Source organism: Serratia proteamaculans (assembly GCF_949794035.1).
Classification (GTDB): domain Bacteria; phylum Pseudomonadota; class Gammaproteobacteria; order Enterobacterales; family Enterobacteriaceae; genus Serratia; species Serratia proteamaculans.
In genome coordinates, this window is the sequence record NZ_OX461105.1 from 3,419,133 (window position 1) to 3,444,737 (window position 25,605).

Annotated in this window: 26 protein-coding genes; 17 read left to right on the forward strand and 9 right to left on the reverse strand. The window is 59.4% G+C overall.

The window, feature by feature from the left end:
- Positions 1–5 precede the first annotated feature (5 nt).
- A complete protein-coding gene (paaZ, locus tag QOT07_RS15965; protein WP_283603523.1) occupies positions 6–2,078 on the reverse strand; it encodes a phenylacetic acid degradation bifunctional protein PaaZ in 2,073 nt (690 codons plus the stop codon).
- A 317-nt stretch (positions 2,079–2,395) separates the two neighbouring features.
- Between paaZ and paaA the strand changes: the two genes are divergently transcribed.
- From paaA to pdxR, 14 genes are all read left to right on the forward strand, one after another.
- On the forward strand, positions 2,396–3,334 hold the full coding sequence (paaA, locus tag QOT07_RS15970) for a 1,2-phenylacetyl-CoA epoxidase subunit PaaA (protein ID WP_232519124.1): 939 nt from the start codon (positions 2,396–2,398) through the stop codon (positions 3,332–3,334).
- A 12-nt stretch (positions 3,335–3,346) separates the two neighbouring features.
- Positions 3,347–3,634: a 1,2-phenylacetyl-CoA epoxidase subunit PaaB gene (gene paaB / locus QOT07_RS15975; RefSeq protein WP_017893307.1), complete on the forward strand. Its 288-nt coding sequence runs from the start codon at positions 3,347–3,349 to the stop codon at positions 3,632–3,634.
- Between the two features lie 8 nt (positions 3,635–3,642).
- On the forward strand, positions 3,643–4,401 hold the full coding sequence (gene paaC / locus QOT07_RS15980; protein ID WP_283603524.1) for a 1,2-phenylacetyl-CoA epoxidase subunit PaaC: 759 nt from the start codon (positions 3,643–3,645) through the stop codon (positions 4,399–4,401).
- Positions 4,402–4,410: 9 nt separating this feature from the next.
- On the forward strand, positions 4,411–4,908 hold the full coding sequence (gene paaD / locus QOT07_RS15985; RefSeq protein ID WP_283603525.1) for a 1,2-phenylacetyl-CoA epoxidase subunit PaaD: 498 nt from the start codon (positions 4,411–4,413) through the stop codon (positions 4,906–4,908).
- A gap of 8 nt (positions 4,909–4,916) precedes the next feature.
- Positions 4,917–5,975 (forward strand): 1,2-phenylacetyl-CoA epoxidase subunit PaaE, encoded by a 1,059-nt coding sequence (paaE, locus tag QOT07_RS15990; RefSeq protein WP_283603526.1) that lies wholly within the window; start codon positions 4,917–4,919, stop codon positions 5,973–5,975.
- Between the two features lie 9 nt (positions 5,976–5,984).
- Positions 5,985–6,758 carry a 2,3-dehydroadipyl-CoA hydratase PaaF gene (gene paaF / locus QOT07_RS15995; protein WP_261256171.1) on the forward strand — a complete coding sequence of 258 codons (774 nt, stop codon included), beginning with the start codon at positions 5,985–5,987 and terminating at the stop codon, positions 6,756–6,758.
- Positions 6,759–6,761: 3 nt separating this feature from the next.
- A complete protein-coding gene (paaG, locus tag QOT07_RS16000) occupies positions 6,762–7,553 on the forward strand; it encodes a 2-(1,2-epoxy-1,2-dihydrophenyl)acetyl-CoA isomerase PaaG (RefSeq protein ID WP_099064746.1) in 792 nt (263 codons plus the stop codon).
- 2 nt (positions 7,554–7,555) lie between these two features.
- Positions 7,556–9,076 (forward strand): 3-hydroxyacyl-CoA dehydrogenase, encoded by a 1,521-nt coding sequence (locus QOT07_RS16005; protein ID WP_283603527.1) that lies wholly within the window; start codon positions 7,556–7,558, stop codon positions 9,074–9,076.
- Positions 9,073–9,513: a hydroxyphenylacetyl-CoA thioesterase PaaI gene (gene paaI, locus QOT07_RS16010; RefSeq protein ID WP_085117423.1), complete on the forward strand. Its 441-nt coding sequence runs from the start codon at positions 9,073–9,075 to the stop codon at positions 9,511–9,513. Before QOT07_RS16005 ends, paaI begins: the two co-directional genes overlap by 4 nt.
- On the forward strand, positions 9,510–10,715 hold the full coding sequence (gene pcaF, locus QOT07_RS16015; RefSeq protein WP_283603528.1) for a 3-oxoadipyl-CoA thiolase: 1,206 nt from the start codon (positions 9,510–9,512) through the stop codon (positions 10,713–10,715). The genes paaI and pcaF overlap by 4 nt, the downstream gene beginning before the upstream one ends.
- 15 nt (positions 10,716–10,730) lie before the next feature.
- Positions 10,731–12,038, forward strand: a complete 1,308-nt coding sequence (gene paaK / locus QOT07_RS16020) for a phenylacetate--CoA ligase PaaK (RefSeq protein WP_112349539.1) — start codon at positions 10,731–10,733, stop codon at positions 12,036–12,038.
- A 78-nt stretch (positions 12,039–12,116) separates the two neighbouring features.
- Positions 12,117–13,055, forward strand: a complete 939-nt coding sequence (gene paaX / locus QOT07_RS16025) for a phenylacetic acid degradation operon negative regulatory protein PaaX (RefSeq protein ID WP_129936802.1) — start codon at positions 12,117–12,119, stop codon at positions 13,053–13,055.
- 279 nt (positions 13,056–13,334) lie between these two features.
- A complete protein-coding gene (paaY, locus tag QOT07_RS16030; protein ID WP_283603529.1) occupies positions 13,335–13,931 on the forward strand; it encodes a phenylacetic acid degradation protein PaaY in 597 nt (198 codons plus the stop codon).
- Positions 13,932–14,013: 82 nt separating this feature from the next.
- Positions 14,014–15,498, forward strand: coding sequence for a MocR-like pyridoxine biosynthesis transcription factor PdxR (gene pdxR / locus QOT07_RS16035; RefSeq protein ID WP_283603530.1), 1,485 nt, complete (start codon positions 14,014–14,016; stop codon positions 15,496–15,498).
- Between the two features lie 122 nt (positions 15,499–15,620).
- Here the strand turns inward: pdxR and QOT07_RS16040 are convergent, their stop codons facing one another.
- The 6 genes from QOT07_RS16040 to QOT07_RS16065 form a co-directional block, all read right to left on the reverse strand.
- On the reverse strand, positions 15,621–16,523 hold the full coding sequence (locus QOT07_RS16040; protein ID WP_283603531.1) for a DMT family transporter: 903 nt from the start codon (positions 16,521–16,523) through the stop codon (positions 15,621–15,623).
- Between the two features lie 94 nt (positions 16,524–16,617).
- Positions 16,618–18,018, reverse strand: a complete 1,401-nt coding sequence (locus QOT07_RS16045) for an amino acid permease (protein ID WP_283603532.1) — start codon at positions 18,016–18,018, stop codon at positions 16,618–16,620.
- A 16-nt stretch (positions 18,019–18,034) separates the two neighbouring features.
- Complete coding sequence (locus QOT07_RS16050; RefSeq protein WP_099064755.1) at positions 18,035–19,222, reverse strand: amino acid aminotransferase; 1,188 nt, start codon at positions 19,220–19,222, stop codon at positions 18,035–18,037.
- Positions 19,223–19,283: 61 nt separating this feature from the next.
- A complete protein-coding gene (locus tag QOT07_RS16055) occupies positions 19,284–19,655 on the reverse strand; it encodes a RidA family protein (protein WP_085117432.1) in 372 nt (123 codons plus the stop codon).
- 3 nt (positions 19,656–19,658) lie between these two features.
- On the reverse strand, positions 19,659–20,453 hold the full coding sequence (locus QOT07_RS16060) for an alpha/beta hydrolase (RefSeq protein WP_283603533.1): 795 nt from the start codon (positions 20,451–20,453) through the stop codon (positions 19,659–19,661).
- Between the two features lie 155 nt (positions 20,454–20,608).
- Positions 20,609–21,514 (reverse strand): LysR family transcriptional regulator, encoded by a 906-nt coding sequence (locus tag QOT07_RS16065; RefSeq protein ID WP_283603535.1) that lies wholly within the window; start codon positions 21,512–21,514, stop codon positions 20,609–20,611.
- A 98-nt stretch (positions 21,515–21,612) separates the two neighbouring features.
- Here QOT07_RS16065 and QOT07_RS16070 point away from each other — a divergent pair, with 98 nt between their 5' ends.
- Positions 21,613–22,230 carry a glutathione S-transferase gene (locus tag QOT07_RS16070; RefSeq protein WP_283603536.1) on the forward strand — a complete coding sequence of 206 codons (618 nt, stop codon included), beginning with the start codon at positions 21,613–21,615 and terminating at the stop codon, positions 22,228–22,230.
- A gap of 5 nt (positions 22,231–22,235) precedes the next feature.
- Positions 22,236–23,150, forward strand: coding sequence for a pyridoxamine 5'-phosphate oxidase family protein (locus tag QOT07_RS16075; RefSeq protein ID WP_283603537.1), 915 nt, complete (start codon positions 22,236–22,238; stop codon positions 23,148–23,150).
- Between the two features lie 35 nt (positions 23,151–23,185).
- Here the strand turns inward: QOT07_RS16075 and QOT07_RS16080 are convergent, their stop codons facing one another.
- Positions 23,186–23,398, reverse strand: a complete 213-nt coding sequence (locus tag QOT07_RS16080) for a glycogen synthesis protein (protein WP_283603539.1) — start codon at positions 23,396–23,398, stop codon at positions 23,186–23,188.
- A gap of 217 nt (positions 23,399–23,615) precedes the next feature.
- On the opposite strand from QOT07_RS16080, the gene gabD reads away from it, so the two are divergent.
- A complete protein-coding gene (gene gabD, locus QOT07_RS16085; protein ID WP_283603540.1) occupies positions 23,616–25,091 on the forward strand; it encodes an NADP-dependent succinate-semialdehyde dehydrogenase in 1,476 nt (491 codons plus the stop codon).
- Positions 25,092–25,152: 61 nt separating this feature from the next.
- Here gabD and QOT07_RS16090 read toward each other — a convergent pair whose 3' ends face one another.
- Positions 25,153–25,548, reverse strand: a complete 396-nt coding sequence (locus QOT07_RS16090; RefSeq protein WP_085117480.1) for a (R)-mandelonitrile lyase — start codon at positions 25,546–25,548, stop codon at positions 25,153–25,155.
- Positions 25,549–25,605 lie beyond the last annotated feature (57 nt).

The following is a 25,605-nucleotide window of genomic DNA, read 5'->3' on the forward strand; positions in this document are numbered from 1 at the left end:
CCCTCTCAGCTTGCCGCCTCAAAATCCCCTTGCTGGCGCGCCACCAGGGTCAGAATACTGTACAACGCCACCGCCTGCTGATGCTGGTTGAGCACCTGAACGTCCCACACCACCACGCCGTGCGGACGATCTTCAGCGTTTTTTTGCGGCTTGCGGATTTTCTTCTTGCAGGTCAACCGTACCTGAATGGTATCGCCAATTTTCACCGGTTCGATAAAACGCAGATTTTCCATGCCGTAGTTGGCGATCACCGGCCCCACACCCGGATCGACAAACAGCCCGGCAGCGGCAGAAACCACAAAGTAGCCGTGCGCCACCCGCTCGCCAAACAGTGACTCGGCAGCACCGATCTTATCCATATGGGCATAGAAATGATCACCGCTCAGGCAGGCAAAGTTAACAATGTCGGCTTCGGTCACGGTGCGGCGTGCGGTGAGCAGGCTATCCCCCAGCCGCAGCTGTTCAAAGTATTTGCGGAACGGATGAACCGGGTCCTCAACTACCGTAGCCCCACGCACCCACTCACGGCCGATCGCCGCCAGCATCGCCGGACTGCCCTGGATCGCCGTGCGTTGCATATAGTGTTTTACCGCCCGCAGCCCGCCCAGCTCCTCGCCGCCACCGGCCCGCCCTGGTCCGCCGTGCACCAGCATCGGCAGAGGTGAACCGTGGCCGGTAGATTCCGCCGCCGCCTGTTGATCCAGGATCAGCATGCGGCCGTGGGCACAGGCGGTGGCGCGGATAAACTGCGTTGCCAGCGCTTCATCGGCGGTCACCAAAGACCCTGCCAGGCTGCCCTGTCCGAGCAATGCCAGTTCAATCGCCTGTTCGGTATGCTGATAAGGCATCAGGGTCGCCACCGGCCCGAACGCCTCGGTTCCATGCACCGCCTGATGAGTAAAGGGATCGGCGCAGTACAACAGCGTGACCGGGTAAAATGCCCCCCTGGCGGCCTCTTCGCCCAACACCGCCAGTTTATCCGCCACTGCACCACACAGTGGCTCACAGCCGTTATGCAGCAGGAAATCAACCTTCTGCTGTACGTCATCGCGCTGTTCGTGGCTGACCAGCGCCCCCATGCGCACCTGCTCCAGTTTAGGATCACCCACCGTAACGCCGGCCAACCGCTGCAACAGCGCCTGCTGCACTTCAGCGACCCGCTTCGCCGGCACGATAATCCGCCGGATAGCGGTACATTTTTGCCCGGCCTTGGCAGTCATCTCGCGGCACACTTCTTTGATAAACAGCGCAAATTCCGGCATCTGCGGCGTAACGTCTTCCCCCAGCACACAGCAGTTGAGCGAATCGGCCTCCATGGTGAAGGCAATGGATTTTTCCAGCAGGCGCGGATGGGCACGTAGCCGCTGACCGGTCTGTGCCGAGCCGGTAAAGGTCACCGCGTCCTGATAATCGAGATGGTCAAACATATCGCCGATGCCACCGCACACCAGTTGCAACGCGCCTTCCGGCACCAGGCCACTGTCGATAATCAGCCTGACCATCGCCTGGGTTAACTGCGCGGTAGCGGTTGCCGGCTTGATGATCGCCGGCATACCTGCCAGCCAGGTCGGTGCCAGCTTTTCCAGCATCCCCCAGCAGGGGAAGTTGAAGGCATTGATATGCAGCGCCACGCCTGGGCGTGAAGTCAGTACATGCCGGGCGGCGAACTGCGCCTGTTTGGACAGCGGGATCAGTTCATCTTCCGGCCACAGGGTATCGTCCGGCAGTTCACGCCCCGCCAGACCGGCATAGGCAAACAGCGTGGCAATACCGCCTTCTATATCCACCCAGCCGTCACTGCGGGTCGCGCCGGTCTGATACGAAATCTCATACAGCGCTTCTTTATGCGCCAACAGGTGTTTGGCTACCGCTTTCATCATTTGCGCGCGCTGCTGGAAGGTCATTTGTGCCAGCGCCCGGCCACCCTTGCTACGCGCATACGCCAGGCTGGCAGCCAGCGGCAACCCGTCGGAACAAACCTGATACAGCGCTTCGCCGGTAACGGCATGATGGATTTCACGGGCGGCTCCCTGGCCGAACACCCAACCGCCAGAAAGATAACTGTGTAACTGCTGCATGGCTCCTCCGGAATTCATAAATTTACACCACAAGGATTAATTACGTATCAGGTATTGTCCAGTTTTCTCTTGGATGAAATTTAACAAAAATAGAACACTAGCGGGTTTTAGCGCGCTAAGCCGGTCATTCTCTGCCGCTTTTTAATTTTAAATACTGATAAATAACAATCAAGTAACCAAAACACCTGTGAGTGCCATCGCAAAACCACATAAATGTCGTTTGATCTTTTTGTTATCAGTTTGTAGCCTTATGGTTAGTTAACGTGATTCACATTTTTATGTTTAATGTGAAAAATACGAATCACCAAGAGGCAAGCATGACAACTGACGCGCAATATCAGCAACACTTCGACGACAAGATTGCGGCGGATACCTCCATCGAGGCCAAAGACTGGATGCCGGAGGCCTACCGCCAAAACCTGATCCGCCAGATTGGCCAGCATGCCCATTCCGAAGTGGTTGGCATGTTACCGGAGGCCAACTGGCTGACGAGGGCGCCGACCCTGCGCCGCAAAGCGGTGTTACTGGCCAAGGTTCAAGACGAAGCCGGGCACGGCCTGTATCTGTACAGTGCCGCCGAAACCCTGGGCTGCTCGCGCCAGGACATCTACCAGAAAATGCTCGACGGCAAGATGAAATACTCTTCGATCTTCAATTACCCAACGCTCAACTGGGCGGATATCGGGGTGATTGGCTGGCTGGTAGACGGCGCAGCGATCGTCAACCAGGTCGCGCTGTGCCGCGCTTCTTACGGCCCCTATGCGCGGGCGATGGTGAAAATTTGCAAGGAAGAGAGCTTCCACCAGCGTCAGGGTTACGAGGCCGTGATGGCGATGGCCAACGGCAGTAAACAACAGCAAGCCATGCTGCAGGACGCGATTAACCGCTTCTGGTGGCCGGTGCTGATGATGTTCGGCCCAAGCGACACCGATTCACCGCACAGCGCGCAAAGCATGGCGTGGAAGATCAAACGCCACAGCAACGACGAGCTGCGGCAGAAGTTTGTCGACAACACCGTGCCGCAGCTGGAAGCCCTGGGCATGACGGCCCCGGATGCGGATTTGGCATGGGACGAAGCCGCCGGCCATTACCGCTTCGGCGAAATCGACTGGAGTGAACTGCACGAGGTGATCAAAGGCCGGGGGCAATGCAACCACGAGCGGCTGCAGGCCAAACGTCGCGCCTGGGACGAAGGTGCCTGGGTACGCGAAGGCGCCCTGGCTCACGCGTCGAAAAACACCTCAACCGCCGCCTAAAAGGAACCGATGATGACACACGTAGAATGGCCGCTGTATGAAGTGTTTATCCGCAGCAAACAAGGACTGGCGCACCGTCACGTCGGTAGCCTGCACGCCGCCGATGACCAGATGGCGCTGGAGAATGCCCGCGACGCCTATACCCGCCGCAACGAAGGCTGCTCAATCTGGGTGGTGCAGTCCAGCCATCTGATCGCCTCGCAGCCGGAAGACCGCGAAGCCTTCTTTGATCCGTCCGATGACAAGATCTACCGTCATCCGACGTTCTACACCATTCCCGACGGCATCAAGAACATGTAGAGGCGGCCATGACCCTTACCGATCCGCGAATTACTTATATTTTACGTCAGGGCGATACGCCACTGATCCTCGCTCAGCGACTGTGCGCCTGGTGCGGCCACGCGCCGGAGCTGGAGATTGACCTGGCGCTGGCGAATATTGGCCTGGATCTGCTCGGCCAGGCACGCAACTTTCTCGGTTATGCCGCCGAATTGGCCGGCCCGCAATACAGCGAAGATCGCCTGGCCTTCGGCCGTGACGAACGTGAGTTTCACAACCTGCTGTTGGCTGAACAGCCCAACGGTGGTTTCAACGACACGCTGGTGCGCCAGTTCCTGATGGATGCCTACCACGTGCAACTGCATCAGGCACTGAGCCACAGCCGCGATGCGCAACTGGCCGCCATTGCCGCCAAGTCACTCAAAGAGGCGCATTACCACCTGCGCTTCAGCCGTGGTTGGATGATCCGCCTCGGTGACGGCAGCCCGCTCAGTCAGCAAAAAATTCAGCAATCGCTGAACAATCTGTGGCGCTTTACCGCCGAGCTGTTTCACGCCGATGAGCTGGAGCTGCAACTGGCAGAACAGGGCATTGCCGCCGATCCGCGCCAGCTTGAAGCGCCGTGGCTGGCACTGGTGAGCGACACCTTGCGACAGGCCAACCTGCAACTGCCGGCCGAACAGGCCTTCCGTCACGGTGGCAAACAGGGGCGGCACAGCGAGCACCTCGGCCCACTGCTGGCGGAGATGCAGTTTCTGCAACGCGCCTATCCCAACGCTAACTGGTAGGAGGCCGTGATGAACATTACCCGGCTGCAGGCCGCCGAAATCCCGCAAATCTGGCACTGTCTGCAACAGATTAGCGATCCGGAACTGCCGGTACTGTCGATTACCGATCTGGGCATGGTGCGCGACGTCGAAGCCGAAGGGCACGGCTGGCATATTACCTTTACGCCGACCTACTCCGGCTGCCCCGCCACCGAGTTCCTGCTCGAAGCGATCGAACAACGGCTGGCCGAGGCCGGTTTCAGTCCGGTGAAAGTCACCATCCAACTCAGCCCCGCCTGGACCACCGACTGGATGAATGCGGCTGCGCGTGAGCGACTGCGGGAATACGGCGTCGCACCGCCTCAGGGCCATACCTGTGACAAACCGCTGGCGCACGGCCCGGTGCCCTGCCCGCGTTGCGGCAGCACTCACAGCGAGAAAATCAGCGAATTCGGCTCTACCGCCTGCAAGGCGCTGTACCGCTGCTGCGATTGCCGTGAACCCTTTGACTACTTCAAATGCATTTAGGAAAAACCATGACGGTCTTCCATCGCCTGAACGTCGCCGCCATCGAGCGCGAAACGCCGGACGCCGTAGCCATCACTCTGCGGGTGCCCGAAGAACTGAAAAGTCACTATTGCTATACGCCCGGCCAGCATCTGACGTTGAAGGCGCGGGTCGACGGCGAAGAGCTGCGCCGCTGCTACTCCATTTGCAGCTCGCCGCAGGAAGGGTTGCTGCAGATCGGCGTTAAAGCCATTCATCAGGGCCGCTTCTCCTCGTTCGTTAATCGCCTGCTGAAAGTCGGTGACGCACTGGAGGTGATGGTGCCGCAGGGACGTTTCGGCTATCAGCCACAGGCAGAAAACTGCGGTAACTATCTGGCGATTGCCGCCGGCTCGGGCATTACGCCGATGCTGTCGATCATCAAAGCCACGCTGCAACTCGAACCCCTCAGCAGTTTCACGCTGATTTACGGCAACCGCAGCAGCCGTTCGGTGATGTTCAAAGAGGCGCTGTGCGATCTGAAGAACCGCTACCCGCAACGCTTTCAGCCACTGTACATGTTCAGCCAGGAGAGCCTCGACAGCCCGCTGCTCAGCGGCCGTATCGACCGTGAGCACCTGCTGGCGATCGGCGACACCCTGCTGGATTACCGTGACTATGACCACACCTTTATCTGCGGGCCGGAAAGCATGATGGACGACGCCCAGAGCGTACTTGAACAGGCCGGCGTACCTGCCGGGCACATTCACAGCGAACGCTTTAACACCAGTGGCATGGTTGCCCGCCCGGTCAATGACGCCAGCCGCAATGCTACCCAGGTGGAAATTCTGCTGGACGGCCGCCGCTTGAATATCGAAGTGAGTGCGCAGGATGACAGCATTCTGGATGCGGCGCTGCGCCAGGGTGCCGATCTGCCCTACGCCTGCAAAGGCGGCGTGTGCGCCACCTGTAAATGCCGATTGAAGGCCGGTCAGGTGGATATGGCCGTCAACTACAGCCTGGAGCCGGATCAGTTGGCCGCCGGGTACGTATTAAGCTGCCAGTCGTGGCCACGCGGCGACGGCGTGGTCCTGGACTTTGACGTATAGGAACCGACCATGGAAACCCCGTTGATCCTGCAACAACGCCAACAGCGCGTGATGACCCTGACGTTACAGCGTCCAGAGGCCCGCAACGCCCTGAATACCCCCTGCCTGGAACAGCTGGTTTATTGGCTGGAACAGGCTGATGCCGATGTCAGCGTGGGCGCTGTGGTGATTGCCGGTGCGCCCCGCTTCTTTGCCGCCGGTGCCGATCTGCATGAGCTGCAAAAACAAGATCTGCCTGCCGCGCTGACGGATCGCCGCCCACTGCTGTGGCAGCGGCTGGCCCAGTTCAGCAAACCGCTGCTGGCGGCGGTAAACGGCTATGCGCTGGGCGCCGGCTGCGAACTGGCGCTGGCCTGCGACATCATTATCTGCGGTGAAAGCGCCCGTTTTGGCCTGCCGGAAATCACCCTCGGCCTGATGCCGGGGGCCGGGGGCACCCAGCGCCTGATCCGCTGCGTCGGCAAGTCGCGCGCCAGCCAGATGGTTCTGACCGGTGAAGCTATCAACGCCAGCTGTGCACTACAAAGCGGCCTGGTCAGCGAAGTCTGTGTCGATGCGCTGACGCTGGAACGCACGCAACAGATTGCCGAACGTATCAGCCTGCAGGCGCCGCTGGCATTACGCGCCGCCAAACAGGCATTGAAACAGGCTGAAGAAACCGGCCTTAGCCAGGGGCTGGCCATTGAGCGCCAGCAGTTTGTCACCCTGGCCGCCACCGACGATCGCCGTGAAGGCATCGCCGCCTTCTTCGAAAAACGTACGCCAAACTATCAGGGGCGCTGATTTATGGATAACGCATTGATTCTCACCCATCTGGAAGCCGGGGTGCTGACCCTGACCCTCAACCGGCCGGACCGGCTCAACAGCTTTAACGACGAGATGCACCGCCAGCTTAGCGAAGCGCTGACCCTCGCCGAGCGCGACGACAGCGTGCGCTGTCTGCTGATCACCGGTGCCGGACGCGGGTTTTGCGCCGGGCAGGATCTGAACGATCGCAACGTCAGCGTTGAACAACAGGCACCGGATCTGGGCCTGTCGGTAGAACGCTTCTACAACCCGCTGATCCGCCGTCTGACCGCCCTGCCGAAGCCGGTGGTGTGCGCGGTCAACGGCGTGGCGGCGGGGGCCGGGGCCGCCCTGGCACTGGCCTGCGATATCGTGATCGCCGCCGACAATGCCAACTTTATCCAGTCATTCTGCCGTCTGGGGTTGGTGCCGGACTCCGGAGGCAGTTGGTTCCTGCCGCGCCTGGCGGGCCACGCCCGCGCCATGGGCATGGCGATGCTGGGGGATAAAATCAGCGCACAACAGGCGCTGGCCTGGGGGATGATCTGGCAGGTGGTGCCTGCGGATGAACTGGCCGCCACCAGCCAAACGCTGGCGCAGCATCTGGCGACCCAACCGACTTACGGGCTGGGGCTGATTAAAAAAGCCCTCTACAGTTCGGCCAGCAACACCCTCGATCAGCAGCTCGATTTAGAACGCGATCTGCAGCGTCTCGGCGGCCGCAGCGATGATTACCGTGAAGGGGTCAGCGCCTTCTTCGCCAAGCGCCCTCCTTCTTTCAGCGGGAAATGACCATGAGCCAGCCGAACTTCAATGCCAGGGTCGCGGTGATAGGTGCCGGTACCATGGGCATCGGCATCGCCCAGGTGGCCGCCGCAGCCGGGCATCCCGTGCAGTTGTTTGATATCAACGCCTCCGCTGCCCGGCAGGCGCTCAACGCGCTCGCCCAGCGACTGCGTCAACGGGTGGCTGCCGGTAAGGCCGATGCCGCGACCACCGAAGCCTTGCTGGCACGCATTCAGCCGGTAGATTCGCTTAACCCGCTGGCCGACAGTGCGCTGGTGATAGAGGCGGTAGCGGAAAAGCTGGCGATCAAACAAAGCCTGTTCCGCGATCTGGAAGCCCTGTGCTCGCCCGCCACGCTGTTTGCCAGCAACACCTCGTCGCTGTCGATAACCGCGATCGCCGGTGCGTTGCAGCATCCACAGCGGCTGGCCGGGCTGCACTTCTTCAACCCGGCACCGCTGATGAAGCTGGTAGAGATCGTCAGCGGGCTGGACACCAGTGCCGAAACCCTCGCCACGCTGCAAACGCTAACCCGGCAATGGGGCAAACAAAGCGTGCTGTGCCGCTCCACGCCGGGGTTTATCGTCAATCGGGTAGCGCGGCCGTTTTACGCCGAAACCCTGCGCGCACTGGAAGAACAGGTCGCCGACGCCGCCACGCTGGATGCGGTGATGCGCGACGCGGGCGGCTTCGCCATGGGGCCGCTGCAACTGACCGATATGATTGGTCAGGACATCAATTACGCCGTGACCGAATCGGTGTTTCAGGCTTTCTTCCAGGATCCCCGCTTTACCCCGTCGCTGGTGCAGCAGGAACTGGTGGCGGCCGGGCGTCTTGGTCGCAAAAGCGGCCGGGGGTTTTATCGCTATGGCGATCAGCAAACGCCGGTCGCTGCGGTGCTGCCCCCTTCCACGGCAGCATTAGCGCGCAGCGTCACGCTGCATGGGGATCCGCAGGGTATGGCCGTGCTGAGCGAGTTACTGGCCGGAAATGCGGAGTCGATCAAACAATCTGGCCAGACCAGTGCCTTTGCCCGGATCGATGAAGTTACATTGATGTTAACGAATGGTAAAACAGCCAGCCAAGTCGCCGATGAAACCGGAACCCCCGTGGTGCTGTTTGATCTGTCCGCCAACTACTCGCAGGCCTCCACCGTCGCTATCAGCTGCGCGGCGCAAAACGATGCCCGGCACAACGCCAGCGTGGTTCGCCTGCTGCAATCTCTCGACAAGAAGGTGATCCTCTTGCCGGACTATCCCGGCCTGTTGGTGATGCGCACCCTCGCCATGCTGGCCAATGAAGCGCTCGACGTGGTGAACAAGGGCGTCGCCAGTGCCGAGGATACCGACCAGGCCATGCGCTGCGGCGTCAACTACCCACGCGGTCCGTTGGAATGGGCCGCCGCCCTGGGCTGGCGACAAATCCTGACCACGCTGGAAAATCTGCAACACCACTACGGCGAGCCCCGCTACCGCCCAATGCCGCTGTTGCGCCATTACGCATCCCTCTCTTCAGGAGCCCAACAATGAACGCCAATACGCCCCACGCGCTGGCACAACGCTGCGCCGAACAGATGTTCCAGCAGGATACCTGCGCCCAGGCGATGGGTATGCGGGTGGATGCGGTCGATGCCGGTTTCGCCCAGGTCAGCATGACCGTCGGCCCGCAGATGCTCAACGGCCACCAGACCTGCCACGGCGGCCAACTGTTCAGCCTGGCGGACACCGCCTTCGCCTATGCCTGCAACAGCCAGGGGCTGGCGGCGGTGGCGTCCGGCTGCAATATCGAGTTTATCCGCCCGGCGCTGGCCGGCGATCGTCTGACCGCCAGTGCGGAAGTCCGTCATCAGGGCAAAACCACCGGGCTGTACGACGTGGAAATCGTCAATCAATTGGGCAAAACCGTCGCCTGGTTTCGCGGGCGTGCGCATCGCCTCGGCCATGCCATTTTAGGGGAACAACCATGAGTCAGGCGTTTATCTGCGATGGCGTCCGTACGCCGATCGGCCGTTACGGTGGCGCATTGGCCCACGTGCGGGCCGATGATTTGGCCGCGCTGCCGCTGCGTGCCCTGGTAGCACGCCACCCTCAGGTGGACTGGTCGTTGGTGGATGACGTGATCCTCGGCTGCGCCAATCAGGCCGGGGAAGATAACCGTAATCTGGCGCGCATGGCGGCATTGCTGGCAGGCCTGCCGGTGAACGTTTCCGGCACCACCGTCAACCGTCTGTGCGGTTCAGGGTTGGACGCGCTGGCCATGGCGGCACGCAGCATCAAGGCCGGGGAAGCCGGGTTGGTGCTGGCCGGCGGTGCGGAATCCATGACCCGCGCCCCAATGGTGATGGGTAAGGCCGACACGGCCTTCAGTCGCCAGGCGCAGCTGTATGACACCACCCTGGGTTGGCGCTTTATCAACCCGCTGATGCAGACGCAGTACGGCACCGACTCAATGCCGGAAACCGCCGAAAACGTGGCGGCACAGTTCAATATCAGTCGCGCCGATCAAGATGCTTTCGCGTTGCGCAGCCAGCAGCGCGCGGCCCGGGCTCAGGAGTTGGGTTTACTGGCGCAGGAGATCGTGCCGGTCAGCCTCAGCGGTAAAAAAGGCGCGGTGACGCTGTTCAGTCAAGACGAACACCCGCGTGCAGATACCCGACTGGAACAGCTACAAGCGCTGAAAACGCCGTTCCGCCAACCCGGAACCGTGACCGCCGGTAACGCTTCCGGCTTGAACGACGGTGCCGCGGCGCTGATCGTCGCCTCCGAGGCGATGGCCGCCAGCCAGGGCTTAACGCCACGTGCACGCATCGTCGCCACCGCCACCTGCGGTGTCGAACCCGGTTTGATGGGCATCGGGCCGCTGCCGGCCACCCGCAAGGTGCTGGAATTGGCTGGGCTGAAACTGGCGCAAATGGACGTGATCGAACTTAATGAGGCGTTTGCCGCCCAGGCGCTGGCGGTACTACGCCAGCTTGGCCTGCCGGATGACGCCCCGCAGGTGAATCCTAACGGCGGCGCCATTGCCCTGGGCCATCCGTTGGGGATGAGCGGTGCACGTCTGGCGCTGGCCGCCCTGTTTGAACTGGAACGGCGTTCCGGCCGCTACGCGCTTTGCACCATGTGCATCGGCGTCGGCCAAGGCATCGCCATGATCATTGAGCGAGTCTGACCCCCGAGGCTAATTATGACCACAAATCCACAGCCACTCGACGCCATTGAGTTCGCCTCGCGTGATGAGATTGAAGCGCTGCAGCTGGAACGTCTGAAATGGACGCTGCACCATGCCTATAACAATGTGCCGATGTACAAACGCAAGTTCGATCAGGCGGGCGTGCATCCCGACGATCTCAAACAACTGAGCGACCTGAGCCGCTTCCCCTACACCACCAAGCAGGACTTGCGCGACAACTACCCGTTCGACACCTTTGCGGTGCCAATGGAACAGGTAGTGCGCATTCACGCTTCGTCGGGCACCACCGGCCGACCAACGGTGGTCGGTTATACCCAGCGGGATATCGATAACTGGGCCGATATCGTCGCCCGCAGCCTGCGCGCCGCCGGTGCCACCGCCAAAGACAAGGTGCACGTGGCCTACGGCTATGGCCTGTTTACCGGTGGGCTAGGCGCTCACTATGGCGCGGAACGACTCGGGGCCACAGTGATCCCGATGTCCGGCGGCCAAACCGAAAGGCAGGCGCAGCTGATCCTGGATTTCAAACCTGACGTGATCATGGTGACGCCGTCCTACTGTTTAACGCTGATCGACGAACTGGAACGCAAAATGGGCGGCGATGCCCGTGGCTGCTCATTGCGTCTGGGGGTATTTGGCGCAGAACCCTGGACTGAAGCGCTGCGGCACGAAATTGAAAGCCGCATGGGCATCAAGGCGCTGGATATTTATGGCCTGTCAGAAGTGATGGGGCCAGGGGTAGCGATGGAATGTGCCGAAAGCGGTGGCGGCCCGACCATCTGGGAAGACCACTTCCTGCCGGAAATCATCTGCCCGGAGACCGGCCTTGCCCTGCCGGACGGCCAGCACGGTGAACTGGTGTTCACCACCCTGACCAAAGAGGCGCTGCCGGTGATCCGTTATCGCACCCGCGATCTCACCCGTCTGCTGCCCGGCGATGCCCGCCAGATGCGCCGCATGGGGAAAATCACCGGCCGCTCTGATGACATGCTGATCATCCGTGGCGTCAATGTGTTCCCGTCGCAGGTGGAAGAACAAATCATGCAGTTCGAACAGCTGTCACCGCACTACCAGCTGCAGGTCAGCCGCAGCGGACACCTGGATACCCTGGCGGTACGCGTTGAATTGAAAGAGGCGGCGCTCAGCCTCAGCCACCAGCAGCGCTGTGAGATTTGCCACCAGCTGCGCCACCATATCAAGTCGATTATCGGCGTCAGCACTGACGTCAGCATTGCCAACTGCGGTGATATTCCCCGTTCGGAAGGCAAGGCCCAGCGGGTGGTCGATCTGCGACCACGCTGATCCCGCCGGCGTCACGGATGACGCCACAATAATTTGTGGTAATGTTGTGTCTCATCGTCGGCTAACCCATGGAAAAATATGGAACATAAACTGGATGAGTTTATCCGCCATGCTATAGACGCGCAGCCGATCAGCGGCACCTCACTGATTATCTCCCTGTACGGCGATGCGCTTAGCCATCGCGGCGGCGAGGTGTGGCTCGGCAGCCTGAGCGCGCTGCTGGAAGCACTGGGTTTTGGTGACCGCTTTGTGCGCACTTCGGTATTTCGCCTGCAAAAAGAGGGCTGGCTGGCAGTCGAAAAAATCGGCCGCCGCAGCTTCTATCGGGTGACCGATCAGGGCATGCGCCAATTCCGCCACGCCGAGTCGAAAATCTACCTTAGCGAGCCACCGGCCTGGGACGGTAAATGGGATCTGCTGTTGCTGGAAAGCGCGGAAAAAAGCGAGCGGGCACGGCTGAAAAAAGAGCTGGGCTGGCTGGGCTTCGGCCAAATCGCCAATAACCTGATGGCGGCCCCCACCCATGCACAAACCGACGTCACCGCCCTGCTCGGCGAGCTTAACGCCAGCGAACAGGTGATCTACTTTCGCGCCGACTACCCTTACAACCGTTCCGAGCAAACCCTGCAACAGCTGGTGGCCAACTGCTGGGCTCTGGGTGACGTGGCCGCCGATTATCATGAGTTTATCGTCTCTTTCCGCCCGCTAATGACACTGCTGCGCGAAACCGACGATGCGCTGCTGACACCCCAGCGCTGTTTCCAGATTAAGCTATTATTGATCCACTTCTTCCGCCGCGTGGTGCTGAAAGATCCCCTGCTGCCGGATGCTTTATTGCCCGTCCAGTGGGAGGGGCAGATCGCCCGCAACCTGTGCATCAATATTTATCAGCGGGTGGACCGTGCCGCGACCGAGTATGTCAGCACGCTGGCAGAAACCACTATCGGCGCTCTGCCCGCCCCGGCGGCCGGTTATTACCGACGCTTTGGCGGCTTGCCGCGCGATCCTTCACTGTAGGTTGTGTCCCACAATAGGACGTGGCACCGTCGCAGACCCAAAAGCCCGTAATCAAGGCGGAGGGTGCAGGGCATAGTGGGCCTATGTTCAAGCCTGACAACGCAGAGTACGGGCTTTTGGGGCGCGACCCGAAGGGCTGGGGCCATTTGAACGCGCATCTGTGTTACGAGCCGCTTATTTGGCCCACCAAACCTCACGACCCGCGCCTTGCTGCGCGCTCAAATGACCGCCAGCGGCGCTCACGTACTATTATGGGAAACAACCTTAGGAGCTTTTGCTATGCCCGTGTATCAGATTGACGGCCTGACGCCAGTGATAGACCCCAGCAGCTATGTGCACCCGACCGCGGTGCTGATTGGCGATGTGATCGTCGGCAAACGGGTGTATATCGGCCCCAATGCCAGCCTGCGCGGCGACTTTGGCCGACTGGTGATCGGCGATGGTGCCAATATTCAGGACAACTGCGTGATGCACGGCTTTCCGCAGCAGGACACCGTAGTGGAACAGGACGGGCATATCGGCCACGGCGCGATCCTGCACGGCTGCCGCATCCGCCGTAATGCCATGGTCGGTATGAACGCGGTGATCATGGACGGTGCGGAGATCGGTGAAAACACCATCGTGGGTGCCATGGCGTTCGTCAAAGCCGCCGCGGTGATTGAAGCCAACAAGCTGGTAATCGGTAGCCCTGCGCGGGTGTTGCGCGACCTGACTGAGCAGGAGCTGGCGTGGAAAGTGGCCGGTACGCGTGAATATCATGACCTGGTGCTGCGCTGTCGCTCCTCACTGCGGGAAGTGGCTCCACTGACCGAAATCGAACCGGGCCGTCAGCGGTTGAGTTTTGGCGACCACCTGATCCCAAAAAGTCAGCTTTAAACCGGGTAAAAAAGCGCCGTTTCAAGCCAAAGTGGTTTACAGTGAATGCCCTGTTTAACTTCTTTTATCTGGACCGGAATTCATGCCCAGAACGGCTAAAACGGTGGAAGTCCCCGCCATCGGCGAGCTTGATCGCCAAGCGGGGCAGTTGAGTCTGCAACTTGCCCAGGCACTGCGGGCCGCGATCAATAAAGGCGAACTGAAGCCCGGCGATCCCTTGCCTTCAACCCGCGTGCTGGCGGGTGCGTTGCGGCTGGCCAGAGGCACGGTGCTGGCCGCCTTCGAACAACTGACGGCGGAAGGTTTTCTGGAAGCGCAGCCCGGTTCGGGTACCCGTGTCGCCCTGTCACTTCACCGCCAGCCGCCTGTACCGGCCAACAGCGCTGAAATTTGTGACATGCCGCTTTCCAGCCAGGCGCAGGCATTGACGCAATTTGCCAGCCAACTACGGCCACTGCCGCCGGTCCCCTTTACCGTCTCGGTGCCAATCAATGATACCGCGCCCGATGATGTCTGGCGTCGCCTCGGCAACCGTGTCCGCGCGCGCGGGCCCGGTGCCCCCGCCGGTTATGGCGAGCCGCTGGGTGCGTTGCCGCTACGCAAGGCCGTCTGTGAATATGTCCGCAAGTCCCGTTCGGTGCTCTGTACGCCGGAACAGGTGATGATCACTTCCGGCACTCAACAAGGGTTGTATCTGGCCACGCAAATCCTGCTGGATGCCGGTGACACCGCCTGGGTGGAAGATCCGGCTTATCACGGTATTACCGCCATCTTCAATAGCGTATTCCGCGACCGGCTAATGGCCAGAGTCCCGGTCGATGCCGAAGGGATAGACGTGGTGGCAGGCAGCAAAATCGCGCCACAGGCCAAGGCCGTTTTTGTCACCCCTTCTCACCAATACCCGCTGTGCATGCCGATGAGCATGTCGCGCCGGCTCGAACTACTGGCCTGGGCCAAGCAGCAGCGGGCCTGGATTGTCGAAGACGATTACGACAGTGAAATGCGTTACTCCGGCCATCCGTTTCCCTCTTTGCAGGGGCTGGATCCGGCCAGAGTTGTCTATCTGGGTACCTTCAGCAAGATCCTTTTCCCTTCATTGCGCCTGGGTTATGCCATCCTGCCCAAACCCTTGGTGGATGCCTTCTGCGGTGCGCGAGTGCTGATGGATCGCCACCCACCCAGCGCCGATCAGCACGTGCTGGCCAGTTTTATGGCGCAGGGGCATCTGGATCGCCATATCCGCCGCATGCGCAGCGTGTATGCGGAAAAACGGCGGGTATTAACCGAAGCCATCAATGCCCATGTTTCTGCCGAGCTGGCCGCCCTGCACCCCAGCGATCAGGGCATGCATCTGGTGTTGTGGTTGAAGGCGGGGCTGGATGACCAACAGGTCGTTCGCCGTGCCGCCGAAGCCGGGGTGGCGGTTAGCGCACTGTCGCCGATGTATGCCGTCGGCAGCGGGAAAAGCGGCTTGATACTCGGACTGGGCGGCTACGATGAGTTGCAAATCCATCAAGCCACTCAACGGCTGAATCAGGTGCTGGTGACGTTAGCCGAGGCAGAGTAAAGCGGCGAGATTGAGATACCCGGGGCGACCCGGGGGTGGGGCGTCCCTGCGGGAACCCCATCCTCCGGTTTCCCCTAATATCGTGTTTAAGTGAAGGGGTCTCAGGCATTATCTTGCCCGGTTTAACGTGAAAAACGCTTCGCGCCGTACACGCAGACCAGCACCCCGGCCATGACCGCCAGCATCGAGGGTTGGATGGTTTCATGCAATACCAGCCCGGCCAACGCCAAGCCAAAAAAGGGCTGCAGCAATTGCAGTTGCCCCACCGCAGCAATGCCGCCCAGCGCCAAACCGCGATACCAGAAGATAAAGCCAATCCACATGCTGAACAGCGAAATATAGCCCAGAGAAAGCCAGGCCCCGACGCTGACCTGCGGCCAATCCGCAGGCGCTGCCCCAATGGCCACCACGGCCGTCAGCGGTAAGGCCACTACCAGCGCCCAGGAGATCACCTGCCAGCCACCGAGTTTACGCGTCAGCATTGCGCCTTCCGCGTAACCCAGACCGCAAAGCAGTACCGCAGCCACCATCAGCAGGTCACCGGCCCAGGAAGCGCCCGCCCCCTGACTCAGTGCGAAAGCCCCCACCAGCAGGCTGCCCAACACCGAGAACAACCAGAACGCCGCTTTAGGCCTTTCCCCCCCGCGCAGCACGCCAAAACAGGCGGTCGCCAAGGGCAACAGCCCGATATACACCAGTGCATGCGCCGAAGTGGTGTGCTGCAAAGCCAATGCCGTCAGCAAAGGAAAGCCGATCACCACCCCGATAGCGACCAACACCAGGGGCGCGATGTCATGACGCCGTGGCCGGCGTTGACGCATCAACCCCAACGCGCAGAGAGCCAATAAGGCTGCCAGCACCGCCCGCATCGCGGTCAGGAACAGCGGATCAAACTCCTGCACTGCCAGGCGCGTGGCGGGCAAAGAACCGCTAAAAATCAACATACCCAAAAAGCCGTTGACCCAACCCTGCGTCGAATGACGGCTACCGCCGATAACCTGGTTTTTTTCTGTTTCACTGCTCATGGCAACACCACTCTACATCGGCAAAAGATCCTTTATTCTCCGGTTAAAGTGGTTTGCTGCCAGAGCCAGATAATCACATTTTTATCGAACCACTTTACTCTACCCCCGAAGTCTCCATCGCGGCGGGTACCGGCTGATGGCGGCTATAGAAGAAGTAGATCGCCACCAGCAGCAGGGTAAACGGAATACCAAACCACAGCGTCATCTTGAAAAACTCGGTGAACGCCGTCGAGATCAACAATGCCGCCATCAAACTGGCACCGGCCAACGTGGTGTACGGGAACCCCCACATGCGGAATTTCAGGTGGGTTTGACGGTGCTGACGGCGGAAAAACAGGTGGGTGACAAAAATCATCAGCCAGGTGAAACAGGCGCCGTACACCGAGATCGACATCATGGCAGCAAAGGATTTCTCCGGATAAACCAGGCTCAGTACGATCGACACCACAATGCCAATGCACGACATCGCCAGCGCACTCACCGGGATGCCGCGTTTACTGACCCGCCCCAACGCAGCCGGTGCTTGCCCGGCGCGAGACAGCGAGAACATCATGCGGGTGGTGATATACAACTGGCTGTTCATCGCCGACAACGCGGCCACCAGCACGATAAAGTTGAAGATACCGGCGGCGGCGGGCAGGTGGATCACGTTCATCGCCATCAGGAACGGGCTTTCGCCGGTACCGGACTGCCGCCAGGGAACGATCGCCAGCATCAGCGCAATCGACAGCATGTAGAAAATAAACAGCCGTAAAATGGTGCCCTTGAAGGCGGTTTTGACCGCAATCACCGGGTTTTTGGCTTCACCGGCGGCCACCGCGATCATCTCAATGCTCAGGTAGCTGAAAATCGACACGATCACCGCGAACCACATGCCCTTGACGCCAAACGGGAAGAAGCCACCGTTGGCAGTAAAGTTGTGAATACCGAAGGCCGGGTTAGCAGAAAACAGCAGAATACCGATACCAATGGCGATAAAGGCCGCGATGGCGACCACCTTGATAGTCGACAACGCATACTCCACCTGGCCGAAGGACTTGACGCCAATCACGTTGATGAAAATCACCGCAGCGGAGAACAGCAGCACCCACGGCCAAATCGGCGTGGTCGGGAACCAGAACTGCATATACATACCGATGGCGGTCACCTCGGTGCCCACCGCCAATACTACGCAGGACCAGTAGGAGTAACGCACCAGAAAACCGAACAGCGGACTGATGTAAAACTCGGCATAGTCACCGAAAGAGCCCGGCGTTGGGTGCTCGGAAGTCATCTCCGCCAGGCATCCCATCAGCAACAGCGCCACCACGCCGCCGATAAAATAGCTCAACAATACGCTGGGACCGGCCATCTGAATGGCATAGGCACTGCCGAGAAACAGTCCGGTCCCAATCGCCCCGCCGATTGCCAGCATCGTCATCTGCCCGGCGGTAAGCTGTTTCTTCAACCCACCCTGCCGCCGCGCAATTTCTTCAAAACCTTTCATCTGTTTCATGGCAGTCCTACCTTATTCACGCAGTACGGGTGACATCCAGGATGGCGGCAGTAACGTAGTCGACATTATTTTGGTTCAGGCCAGGCAGACACATGCGGCCGGGGGCCACCAGATAGATGGCGTAATCTTGCCGCAGCCGCTCGAGCTGTTGCGGGTTCAGTCCGGTGTAACTGAACATGCCCTTCTGGTCGCGAATGCGACGGTAGTCCAACGGCGAACCGCCCTTTTCCAGCCCGTTAGCCAGGACTTGGCGCATCTGTTTGATGCGTTGACGCATGCCGGCCAATTCGCTCTCCCACTGCTGCCGCAGGCCGGCGTCTGCCAACAGGGTTTCCACAATCTGGCTGCCGTGGGTCGGCGGGCAGGAGTAGCTGCGGCGGATCAAGGTTTTCAGCGCCCCCTTGACGTTTGCCGCACTCTCCGGGGTGGCACCGCGTACCGAAAGCCCACCCAGTCGCTGGCCATACAGCGCGACATTTTTCGAAAACGAATTGGCGACCAAAAATTCCACATCGGTTTTCAGCGCTTCACGCAGTACGAAACAGTCCTCGTCCAGACCGTCGCCAAAACCCTGATAGGCAATATCGAACAACGGCAGCAGGCGACGACGCTGGACCACCTCAAGGGTGGCACGCCACTGTGCCTGGCTGAGATCGGTACCGGTCGGGTTATGACAGCAAGGGTGCAGCAGCACTACGCTGCCTTCCGGCAGGCTGTCCAGCGTATCCAGCATGGCGTCAAACCGCAGACCGCCGCTGGCCTCATCAAAATACGGATAGGTATGGACGTTCAGCCCGGCGCCCTCAAAGATCGCCCAATGGTTGGCCCAGGTCGGATCAGACACCCAGATGTCACGGCGGGACAGGTAGTGATGGATAAAATCGGCTGCCAGCTTCAGGGCACCGGAACCGCCGACGGTCTGTACCGTGCAAATGGACGGTAACGCCGCCGCGCCGAACAACAAAGTCTGTACCTGTTGAGCGAACAGTGCCGACCCTTCGATCGGCGGATAGCCGTGCGGGCGACGCTGCTCGAGCAACTGCCGCTCGGCCGCCTCAACCGCCTGCATCAGCGGGATCTTGCCCTGCTGATCGTAATAAAGACCAATACCCAGATTCACTTTCTGCGTATTTTCATCCTGTAAATAAGCTTCCATCAACGACATAATAGGATCGGCCGCCGAGCGGCCAATGTGATTAAACATAGCGATTCCTTAATTCATTATTTAATGAATTTGCAGGTGGGTGTTCTGGTTATATAAAGTTTTAGGCCGTAGCGCTGACGGTAATCTCTATTTTCATTCCCGGCACTACCAATTTATCAACGATCACCGTTGAACGATTGGGGTAAGGATAATTAAAGTATTTCTTGTAAATTTCATCGAGTAATTTAACGTCATTCACATCGGTAAGATAAATAATGACCTGCAAGACATTGTCGCTGTGGCTATTTGCCGCTTTTAACGTCTGGGCCAGGTTATCAAAGGTCAGGGTAATCTGCTTTTCCGGCGCGCCGGTTTCAATGCTGCCGTCGGGTCTGACCGGGCCATGAGCAGTGAATAGCATACCGCCGCCTTTAGTTGCCCAGGAAAAGGGTTGTCCAATTTCCGGCAGGCCGGTATCGATGATCGTGCGCATGGTTTACTTCCCCGTAGTGGTTAACTGGTGGATCAGCGCTCCGCCTTTGGCGAACAGCGAATCCAGCACGTTGTAATGGTTGGCACCGTCGACCGCGACCAGGCTGACGGGCAGGTGTTTGGCTTTAAGCGCGGCATAGTAATACTGCGACTGGCCAATCAGCTCCGGCAGCTCGGCATCACCGTAAAATAGCGTCATCGGTTTGATATGCTCAGGGATATTCCGCACCGGGCTCAACTGGGTTATTTGCTGCGGGGTCAACTGCAATTGCCGGTTAACGTAGCTGGTTAACAAGGGATCCAGTTCGAAAATACCGCTGATCGGTAACACCGCGTCGACCACCGCATGATGCTGCCAATAACTGGCCAGATGCCCACCGGCAGAATGGCCACACAGGTAAACCGGCGCAGACTTGTTTGGCGCAAGCCGTTGTTGAATGGCACTCAGCGCCGCGCCGGTTTGCCGACAAATATCGTCCAGATTGGCCTGAGGGGCCAACGTATATTCCAGAAGCACCACGTCAAAACCCAATGACAATGGCACGGCGGCAATAAAGGCAAAATCGTCCTTGCTGCAAAATTGCCAATAGCCGCCGTGAATAAATATTAACGTGCCTTTGGGTTGGCCGTCAGAATATAACCAATCAAAAACTTCCCGGGGAGAATCGCCATAGGGAATATTGCGTTCACTGCGAACTTGCTGATAAACGGCCAGGCTGCGGGTTTGGAATGAGGTCAGGATCTGATCTTCATTGTCCACCGTCGAACCGTTATCGTAACTCCCCGCTAAAAGTTTCATATATTAAACTTCGTTTATTATTTAAGATATGCGTTAACTATTAGCACCGGGAATAATATTGTCAAGAAGGGAACAACAGCAATGCGTGCAGGGTAATATAAATCTTTTCCAAGGCTCAATAAGTTTAACCAGTGAAACTTATTGAGCCCTAATGGCTATTTTATTCCCGGCTGAATTTGCGCTAATTGACTTAATTCTTGCCAGGCATAATCCCAAAAGGTCCTTACCTTTAGCGGCATGCGTTGGATGTTCTGCGCCACCAATTGCACCGGCATTGGCAAAGGTTCAAACGCCGGAAGCAGGCGCACCAGCGTCCCCGCCGCCAAATCCTCTGCCACCTGATATGACAACAATCGGGCGATGCCCTTACCCGCTCGCGCCGCCAGCAGTTGGGTTTCGACTTCATTAAGCAGCAGGCGTGGTGTCAGCCTTACCCTGTCACCGTTCTCCTGCGGGCCAAAACGCCATTCGCGCAGCGACGCCCGTTGGGTGCCGACAATGGTGTCATGATCGGCCAGTTGCGCCGGTTGTTTTGGCTCGCCGCGCAGTGCCAGATAGGCCGGGCTGGCGACCGTCACCCGCGAGACCTGCCCCAACCGCCGCGCCACGCGGGAAGAGTCCTGCAAATGACCGATACGCACCGCCACGTCCAGCCCCTCGTCAATCAAATCCAGGTTGCGATCGTTGAGCACTATTTCAATTTGCATCTGCGGATAGAGATCGAGAAACGCCATCACTACCGGCGCCACGTGCTTGCGCCCGAACTGCACCGGCGAGGTGATACGCAGCAGGCCACTGAGCTGGGTATCCGCCGTGTCCAGCACCGCCGACTGATATTCATGCAGCAGCAAGTGCGCACGCTCCGCCAACCGCAGCCCGGCCTCGGTCGGAGCTAACCTCCGGGTGGTGCGTTCAACCAGTCGGGCACCAAAACGCTGTTCCAGCGAGGCGATAGCCCGGGTCACTGCCGGGGCGGAACGCCGCAGTTTGCGACCGGCGGCGGCCAGACTGCCGTGCTGGATCACCGTCACAAAAATCTCCAGTTCGTCCAACCGATCCATAGACTGTTCCATAAAGTGAAATTATCAATTTCCAGATTGCCGGATTTCGCCTACTGACCGCAAGAGTATGCTAATGAAAATCCTTCAGGAGTGTGAGCATGCAAAAGCTAAAACTGTACGGTACCCCACTTTCCGGCCACGTCCACCGCGTGGCGTTGCTGTTGCGGATGCTCGAGCTGCCGTATGAATTTATCGAAGCGCCTGCCGAGGTACGCCAAAGCGAAGCCTTTCTGGCGCTGAACCCTTTTGGTCAGATCCCGTTGCTGGTCGATGGCGAGCTGACGCTGGCCGACAGTAACGCCATTTTGCTGTATCTGGTCAAACGCTACGCGCCGGGCAGCCATTGGTTACTCGAAGACCCGGCAGCCGCGGCACAGGTGCAAGCATGGTTGTCCAGAGCGGCGGGAGAAGTCCGCTATGGGCCGGCTTCCGCTCGTTTGATCGCCCAGTTTGGGGTGGCGGAGGATTATCAGGCCGCGCTGGCGATAAGCGCCCGCTTCCTGCCGCAGATGGAGCAACATCTGACCGACCGTTCGTTTCTGGCAACGCAACAGGCCACCATTGGCGATCTGGCCTGCTACAGCTATGTGGCGGTAGCTCCGGAAGGGGGCATTTCGCTGGCACCCTACCCGGCAATCCAACGTTGGGTGGCGCGCATCGCGGCACTGCCTGGCTTCTTTGCCATGCCGTCGCTGCCGCATCCCACCGGGAGGTAAATCCGATGATCCCGCAGATGTTCCACCCCGATGAACTGCGTGCCCAGACCCTGGCCGGATTTGACCAGGTGGGCGGCGGCATTTTCCCCAACATGCCCGACCAGCACCGCAAGTTTTTCGAGGCACTGCCTTACCTGTTTGTCGCCACGCTGGACGAGCAAGGTTGGCCGGTGGCGACCCTGTTCAGCGGCCCGCCCGGATTTTTGCGCACGCCGGACAGCACACACCTGCGCATCAGCACGCCCCGCCGTAGCGATGATCCGGCACAGGCAGCCTTGCAATCCGGCAAGCCGGTGGGAGTATTGGGCCTGGACTTCAGCAATCGGCGGCGTAACCGTGCCAACGGTGTGATCGGGCGTACCGACAAAAACCGCATTGAGATCGACGTCAGGCAAAGCTTTGGCAACTGTCCGCAGTATATTCAGCGGCGCGAGCTGTACCCGGCCCCCGCCAACCCCACACCGATTGAGCATCTCACTACGCTGGACGCAGCGGCACAGGCGTTGATTCGCAACGCGGATACCTGTTTCGTCGCCAGTGCTGCCCATACCCAGCTGGCGCAAGGCGGCGTGGATATCTCGCACCGGGGCGGAAAACCGGGGTTTATCCATCTGGAGGGAAACAGCCTGTGGATACCGGATTTTCGCGGTAACCGTTATATGAATACCTTGGGTAACCTGCTGGCGGAACCGCGTGCGGCGTTGCTGTTTATTGATTTTGAAAACGGGAGTATTTTGCACCTGCAGGGGGAAACGCAGATCCTCTGGCAAGCGGAGGTGGGCCAAGGTGTGGCGGGTGCGGAACGTTACTGGCGCTTCGATATACACAGCGCATGGCGCTTTTCACAGACCCTGCCGTGGCGCGGCCGCAATCTTGAGTTCTCCCCGGCAACGCTGAACACCGGCGTGTGGACAGTATAAAAAACCCCGCGTTGGCGGGGTCAGTTGATTGGGTTTTATACGCTGTGTTCCACCGTGGTGGCCGCCTGATAAAGTTGGCGGAAATAGCTCAGGCGTTCAAAGAACAAGCGGCTTTGCGGCTCCGACATATTGCCGGCCACTTTGCCGGCATCAACCGCCCTTCCCTGCCATTCCATCAGCGCAATGCTCGACGCCAGAAAATCCATTTCACCGTCGCCATAGAGATGTCTGTCCACTGATTTCATCATTTGCACACTCCTTTTAATCGCATCGAAAAGGGTCATATGCCTGCTGACTTCAGTATCGTCCCGACTGCGGGTGCTTTTTGTACAGAAGGTGCGCATCACAGCAAATTGATTGGTTGCCACGGATCGGGCAAATGAAGGCGGAAAAGTTTGCTAGGGTAAAGGGGTGCCGTTTGGGATAGGTCACCCTGTGTTGAATTCTGAAAAAGGAAGATAACCAATGAGCAATCACTTCTCTGCCACCCTCAAAGATCCTGCTCTGTTCCGCGAGGCTAACTATATCGACGGGCAATGGCTGCCGATCAAAGGCGACCAGAGCATCAAAGTCCACAATCCCGCCACCGGCGAACTGGTCGGCCAGGTCCCGGCGTTGGGTGCCAAAGAAACCGCCCAGGCGATTGCCGCCGCCAAGAAGGCCCAGCCCGCCTGGCGTGCACTGACCGCCAAAGAGCGCGCCGGCAAACTGCGCCGCCTGTTCGAGTTGATGATGGAAAACCAGGACGATCTGGCGCTGATCATGACCGCAGAACAGGGCAAGCCACTGGCTGAAAGCCGGGGTGAGATTGCCTACGCGGCGTCCTTTATCGAGTGGTTTGCCGAAGAAGGCAAACGTGTCTACGGCGATACCATTCCGCAGCCCCAGGCCGGTCGGCGCATCATCGTGCAGAAAGAACCGATTGGGGTATTTGCTGCCATTACACCGTGGAACTTCCCGGCGGCAATGATCACCCGCAAAGCCGGCCCCGGCTGGGCGGCGGGCTGCACCGGGGTGATCCGCCCCGCCAGCCAGACACCGTTCTCAGCATTGGCGCTCGCCGTGCTGGCCGAGCGAGCGGGCTTACCGGCCGGTGTTTGCAACGTGATTACCGGCCCGAGCCAGGCCATCGGCGCAGAACTGACCGCCAACCCGGACGTACGCAAGCTGTCGTTTACCGGCAGCACCGAGGTGGGTGCGCAACTGCTGGCGCAGTGTGCCCCAACCATCAAAAAGACCAGTATGGAACTGGGCGGCAACGCACCGTTTATTGTGTTTGATGATGCCGATCTGGACGCCGCGGTGATCGGTGCCGTGGCCTCCAAATACCGCAACGCGGGCCAGACCTGCGTGTGCACCAACCGTTTTCTGGTGCAGGACGGCATCTACGACGCCTTTGCCGAAAAGCTGAAAGCGGCGGTGGAGAAATTGAAAGTGGGCAACGGCCTGGACGACGGCGTGACTATCGGCCCGTTGATTAACCCGGCCGCGGTGGAAAAAGTCAGCGAGCATATCGCCGACGCGGTGCAACGCGGCGCATCAATTCTGCTGGGAGGCAAACCTCATGCCTTGGGCAATAACTTCTTCACGCCGACCATTCTGACCGACGTACCACGGCAGGCCAAAATCTTCCATGAGGAAACCTTTGGCCCGGTAGCGCCGCTGATCCGTTTCAATAGTGAAGCCGAGGCCATTGAGCTGGCAAATGATACGCCGTTTGGCCTGGCCTCGTATTTCTACAGCCGGGATATTGGCCGGGTAATGCGCGTCGCCGAAGCGTTGGAATATGGCATCGTCGGCATAAATGAAGGGCTAATCTCCACCGAGGTTGCCCCGTTCGGCGGGGTTAAAAACTCCGGGTTGGGCCGTGAAGGGTCGAAGTACGGTATCGAAGATTATCTTGAGATTAAGTACCTGTGCCTCGGCGGCCTCGGAAGCTAACCGCCCGACCCCAGCAGACGGCCCGCACTGCGCGGGCCGTGATCCGCTAGCCCCGCAGGCATTACTTTTGGTACTGAGCGTCGCTGACCTGCTCCATCCAGTCCACCGGGCTGCCGTTCAGTGACTCGGCGATAGCGATGTGAGTCATGGCGGTGTCCGGCGTCGCGCCGTGCCAGTGTTTGACGTCCTCCGGGATCCAGACAATATCACCCTGGTTCATTTCCTGGATCTCATCGCCCCACACCTGGATCCAACCGCGCCCCTGGGTGACGATCAACGTCTGGCCAAGCGGATGGGTATGCCAGGCAGTACGGGCGCCGGGCTCAAAGGTCACGGTAGCACCGCCTACGCGAGCCGGTTCGCTGCCGGCAAAAGGCGCATCAATTCGCACCTTACCGGTAAAATAATCTTCTGGGCCCGGACGGGAAGGCTGGGAACCGCTGCGTTGAATTTTCACTTGTTTCTCCGTTTCGGCCAATGCGGCCGGGGCTAACATGGACAGAATAATTGTAGT

Bases quoted from the DNA above. Each gene is read 5' to 3' on its own strand.
- paaZ (WP_283603523.1), bottom strand. From the start codon at position 2,078: ATGCAGCAGTTACACAGTTATCTTTCTGGCGGTTGGGTGTTCGGCCAG.
- paaA (WP_232519124.1), top strand. From the start codon at position 2,396: ATGACAACTGACGCGCAATATCAGCAACACTTCGACGACAAGATTGCG.
- paaB (WP_017893307.1), top strand. From the start codon at position 3,347: ATGACACACGTAGAATGGCCGCTGTATGAAGTGTTTATCCGCAGCAAA.
- paaC (WP_283603524.1), top strand. From the start codon at position 3,643: ATGACCCTTACCGATCCGCGAATTACTTATATTTTACGTCAGGGCGAT.
- paaD (WP_283603525.1), top strand. From the start codon at position 4,411: ATGAACATTACCCGGCTGCAGGCCGCCGAAATCCCGCAAATCTGGCAC.
- paaE (WP_283603526.1), top strand. From the start codon at position 4,917: ATGACGGTCTTCCATCGCCTGAACGTCGCCGCCATCGAGCGCGAAACG.
- paaF (WP_261256171.1), top strand. From the start codon at position 5,985: ATGGAAACCCCGTTGATCCTGCAACAACGCCAACAGCGCGTGATGACC.
- paaG (WP_099064746.1), top strand. From the start codon at position 6,762: ATGGATAACGCATTGATTCTCACCCATCTGGAAGCCGGGGTGCTGACC.
- QOT07_RS16005 (WP_283603527.1), top strand. From the start codon at position 7,556: ATGAGCCAGCCGAACTTCAATGCCAGGGTCGCGGTGATAGGTGCCGGT.
- paaI (WP_085117423.1), top strand. From the start codon at position 9,073: ATGAACGCCAATACGCCCCACGCGCTGGCACAACGCTGCGCCGAACAG.
- pcaF (WP_283603528.1), top strand. From the start codon at position 9,510: ATGAGTCAGGCGTTTATCTGCGATGGCGTCCGTACGCCGATCGGCCGT.
- paaK (WP_112349539.1), top strand. From the start codon at position 10,731: ATGACCACAAATCCACAGCCACTCGACGCCATTGAGTTCGCCTCGCGT.
- paaX (WP_129936802.1), top strand. From the start codon at position 12,117: ATGGAACATAAACTGGATGAGTTTATCCGCCATGCTATAGACGCGCAG.
- paaY (WP_283603529.1), top strand. From the start codon at position 13,335: ATGCCCGTGTATCAGATTGACGGCCTGACGCCAGTGATAGACCCCAGC.
- pdxR (WP_283603530.1), top strand. From the start codon at position 14,014: ATGCCCAGAACGGCTAAAACGGTGGAAGTCCCCGCCATCGGCGAGCTT.
- QOT07_RS16040 (WP_283603531.1), bottom strand. From the start codon at position 16,523: ATGAGCAGTGAAACAGAAAAAAACCAGGTTATCGGCGGTAGCCGTCAT.
- QOT07_RS16045 (WP_283603532.1), bottom strand. From the start codon at position 18,018: ATGAAACAGATGAAAGGTTTTGAAGAAATTGCGCGGCGGCAGGGTGGG.
- QOT07_RS16050 (WP_099064755.1), bottom strand. From the start codon at position 19,222: ATGTTTAATCACATTGGCCGCTCGGCGGCCGATCCTATTATGTCGTTG.
- QOT07_RS16055 (WP_085117432.1), bottom strand. From the start codon at position 19,655: ATGCGCACGATCATCGATACCGGCCTGCCGGAAATTGGACAACCCTTT.
- QOT07_RS16060 (WP_283603533.1), bottom strand. From the start codon at position 20,453: ATGAAACTTTTAGCGGGGAGTTACGATAACGGTTCGACGGTGGACAAT.
- QOT07_RS16065 (WP_283603535.1), bottom strand. From the start codon at position 21,514: ATGGATCGGTTGGACGAACTGGAGATTTTTGTGACGGTGATCCAGCAC.
- QOT07_RS16070 (WP_283603536.1), top strand. From the start codon at position 21,613: ATGCAAAAGCTAAAACTGTACGGTACCCCACTTTCCGGCCACGTCCAC.
- QOT07_RS16075 (WP_283603537.1), top strand. From the start codon at position 22,236: ATGATCCCGCAGATGTTCCACCCCGATGAACTGCGTGCCCAGACCCTG.
- QOT07_RS16080 (WP_283603539.1), bottom strand. From the start codon at position 23,398: ATGATGAAATCAGTGGACAGACATCTCTATGGCGACGGTGAAATGGAT.
- gabD (WP_283603540.1), top strand. From the start codon at position 23,616: ATGAGCAATCACTTCTCTGCCACCCTCAAAGATCCTGCTCTGTTCCGC.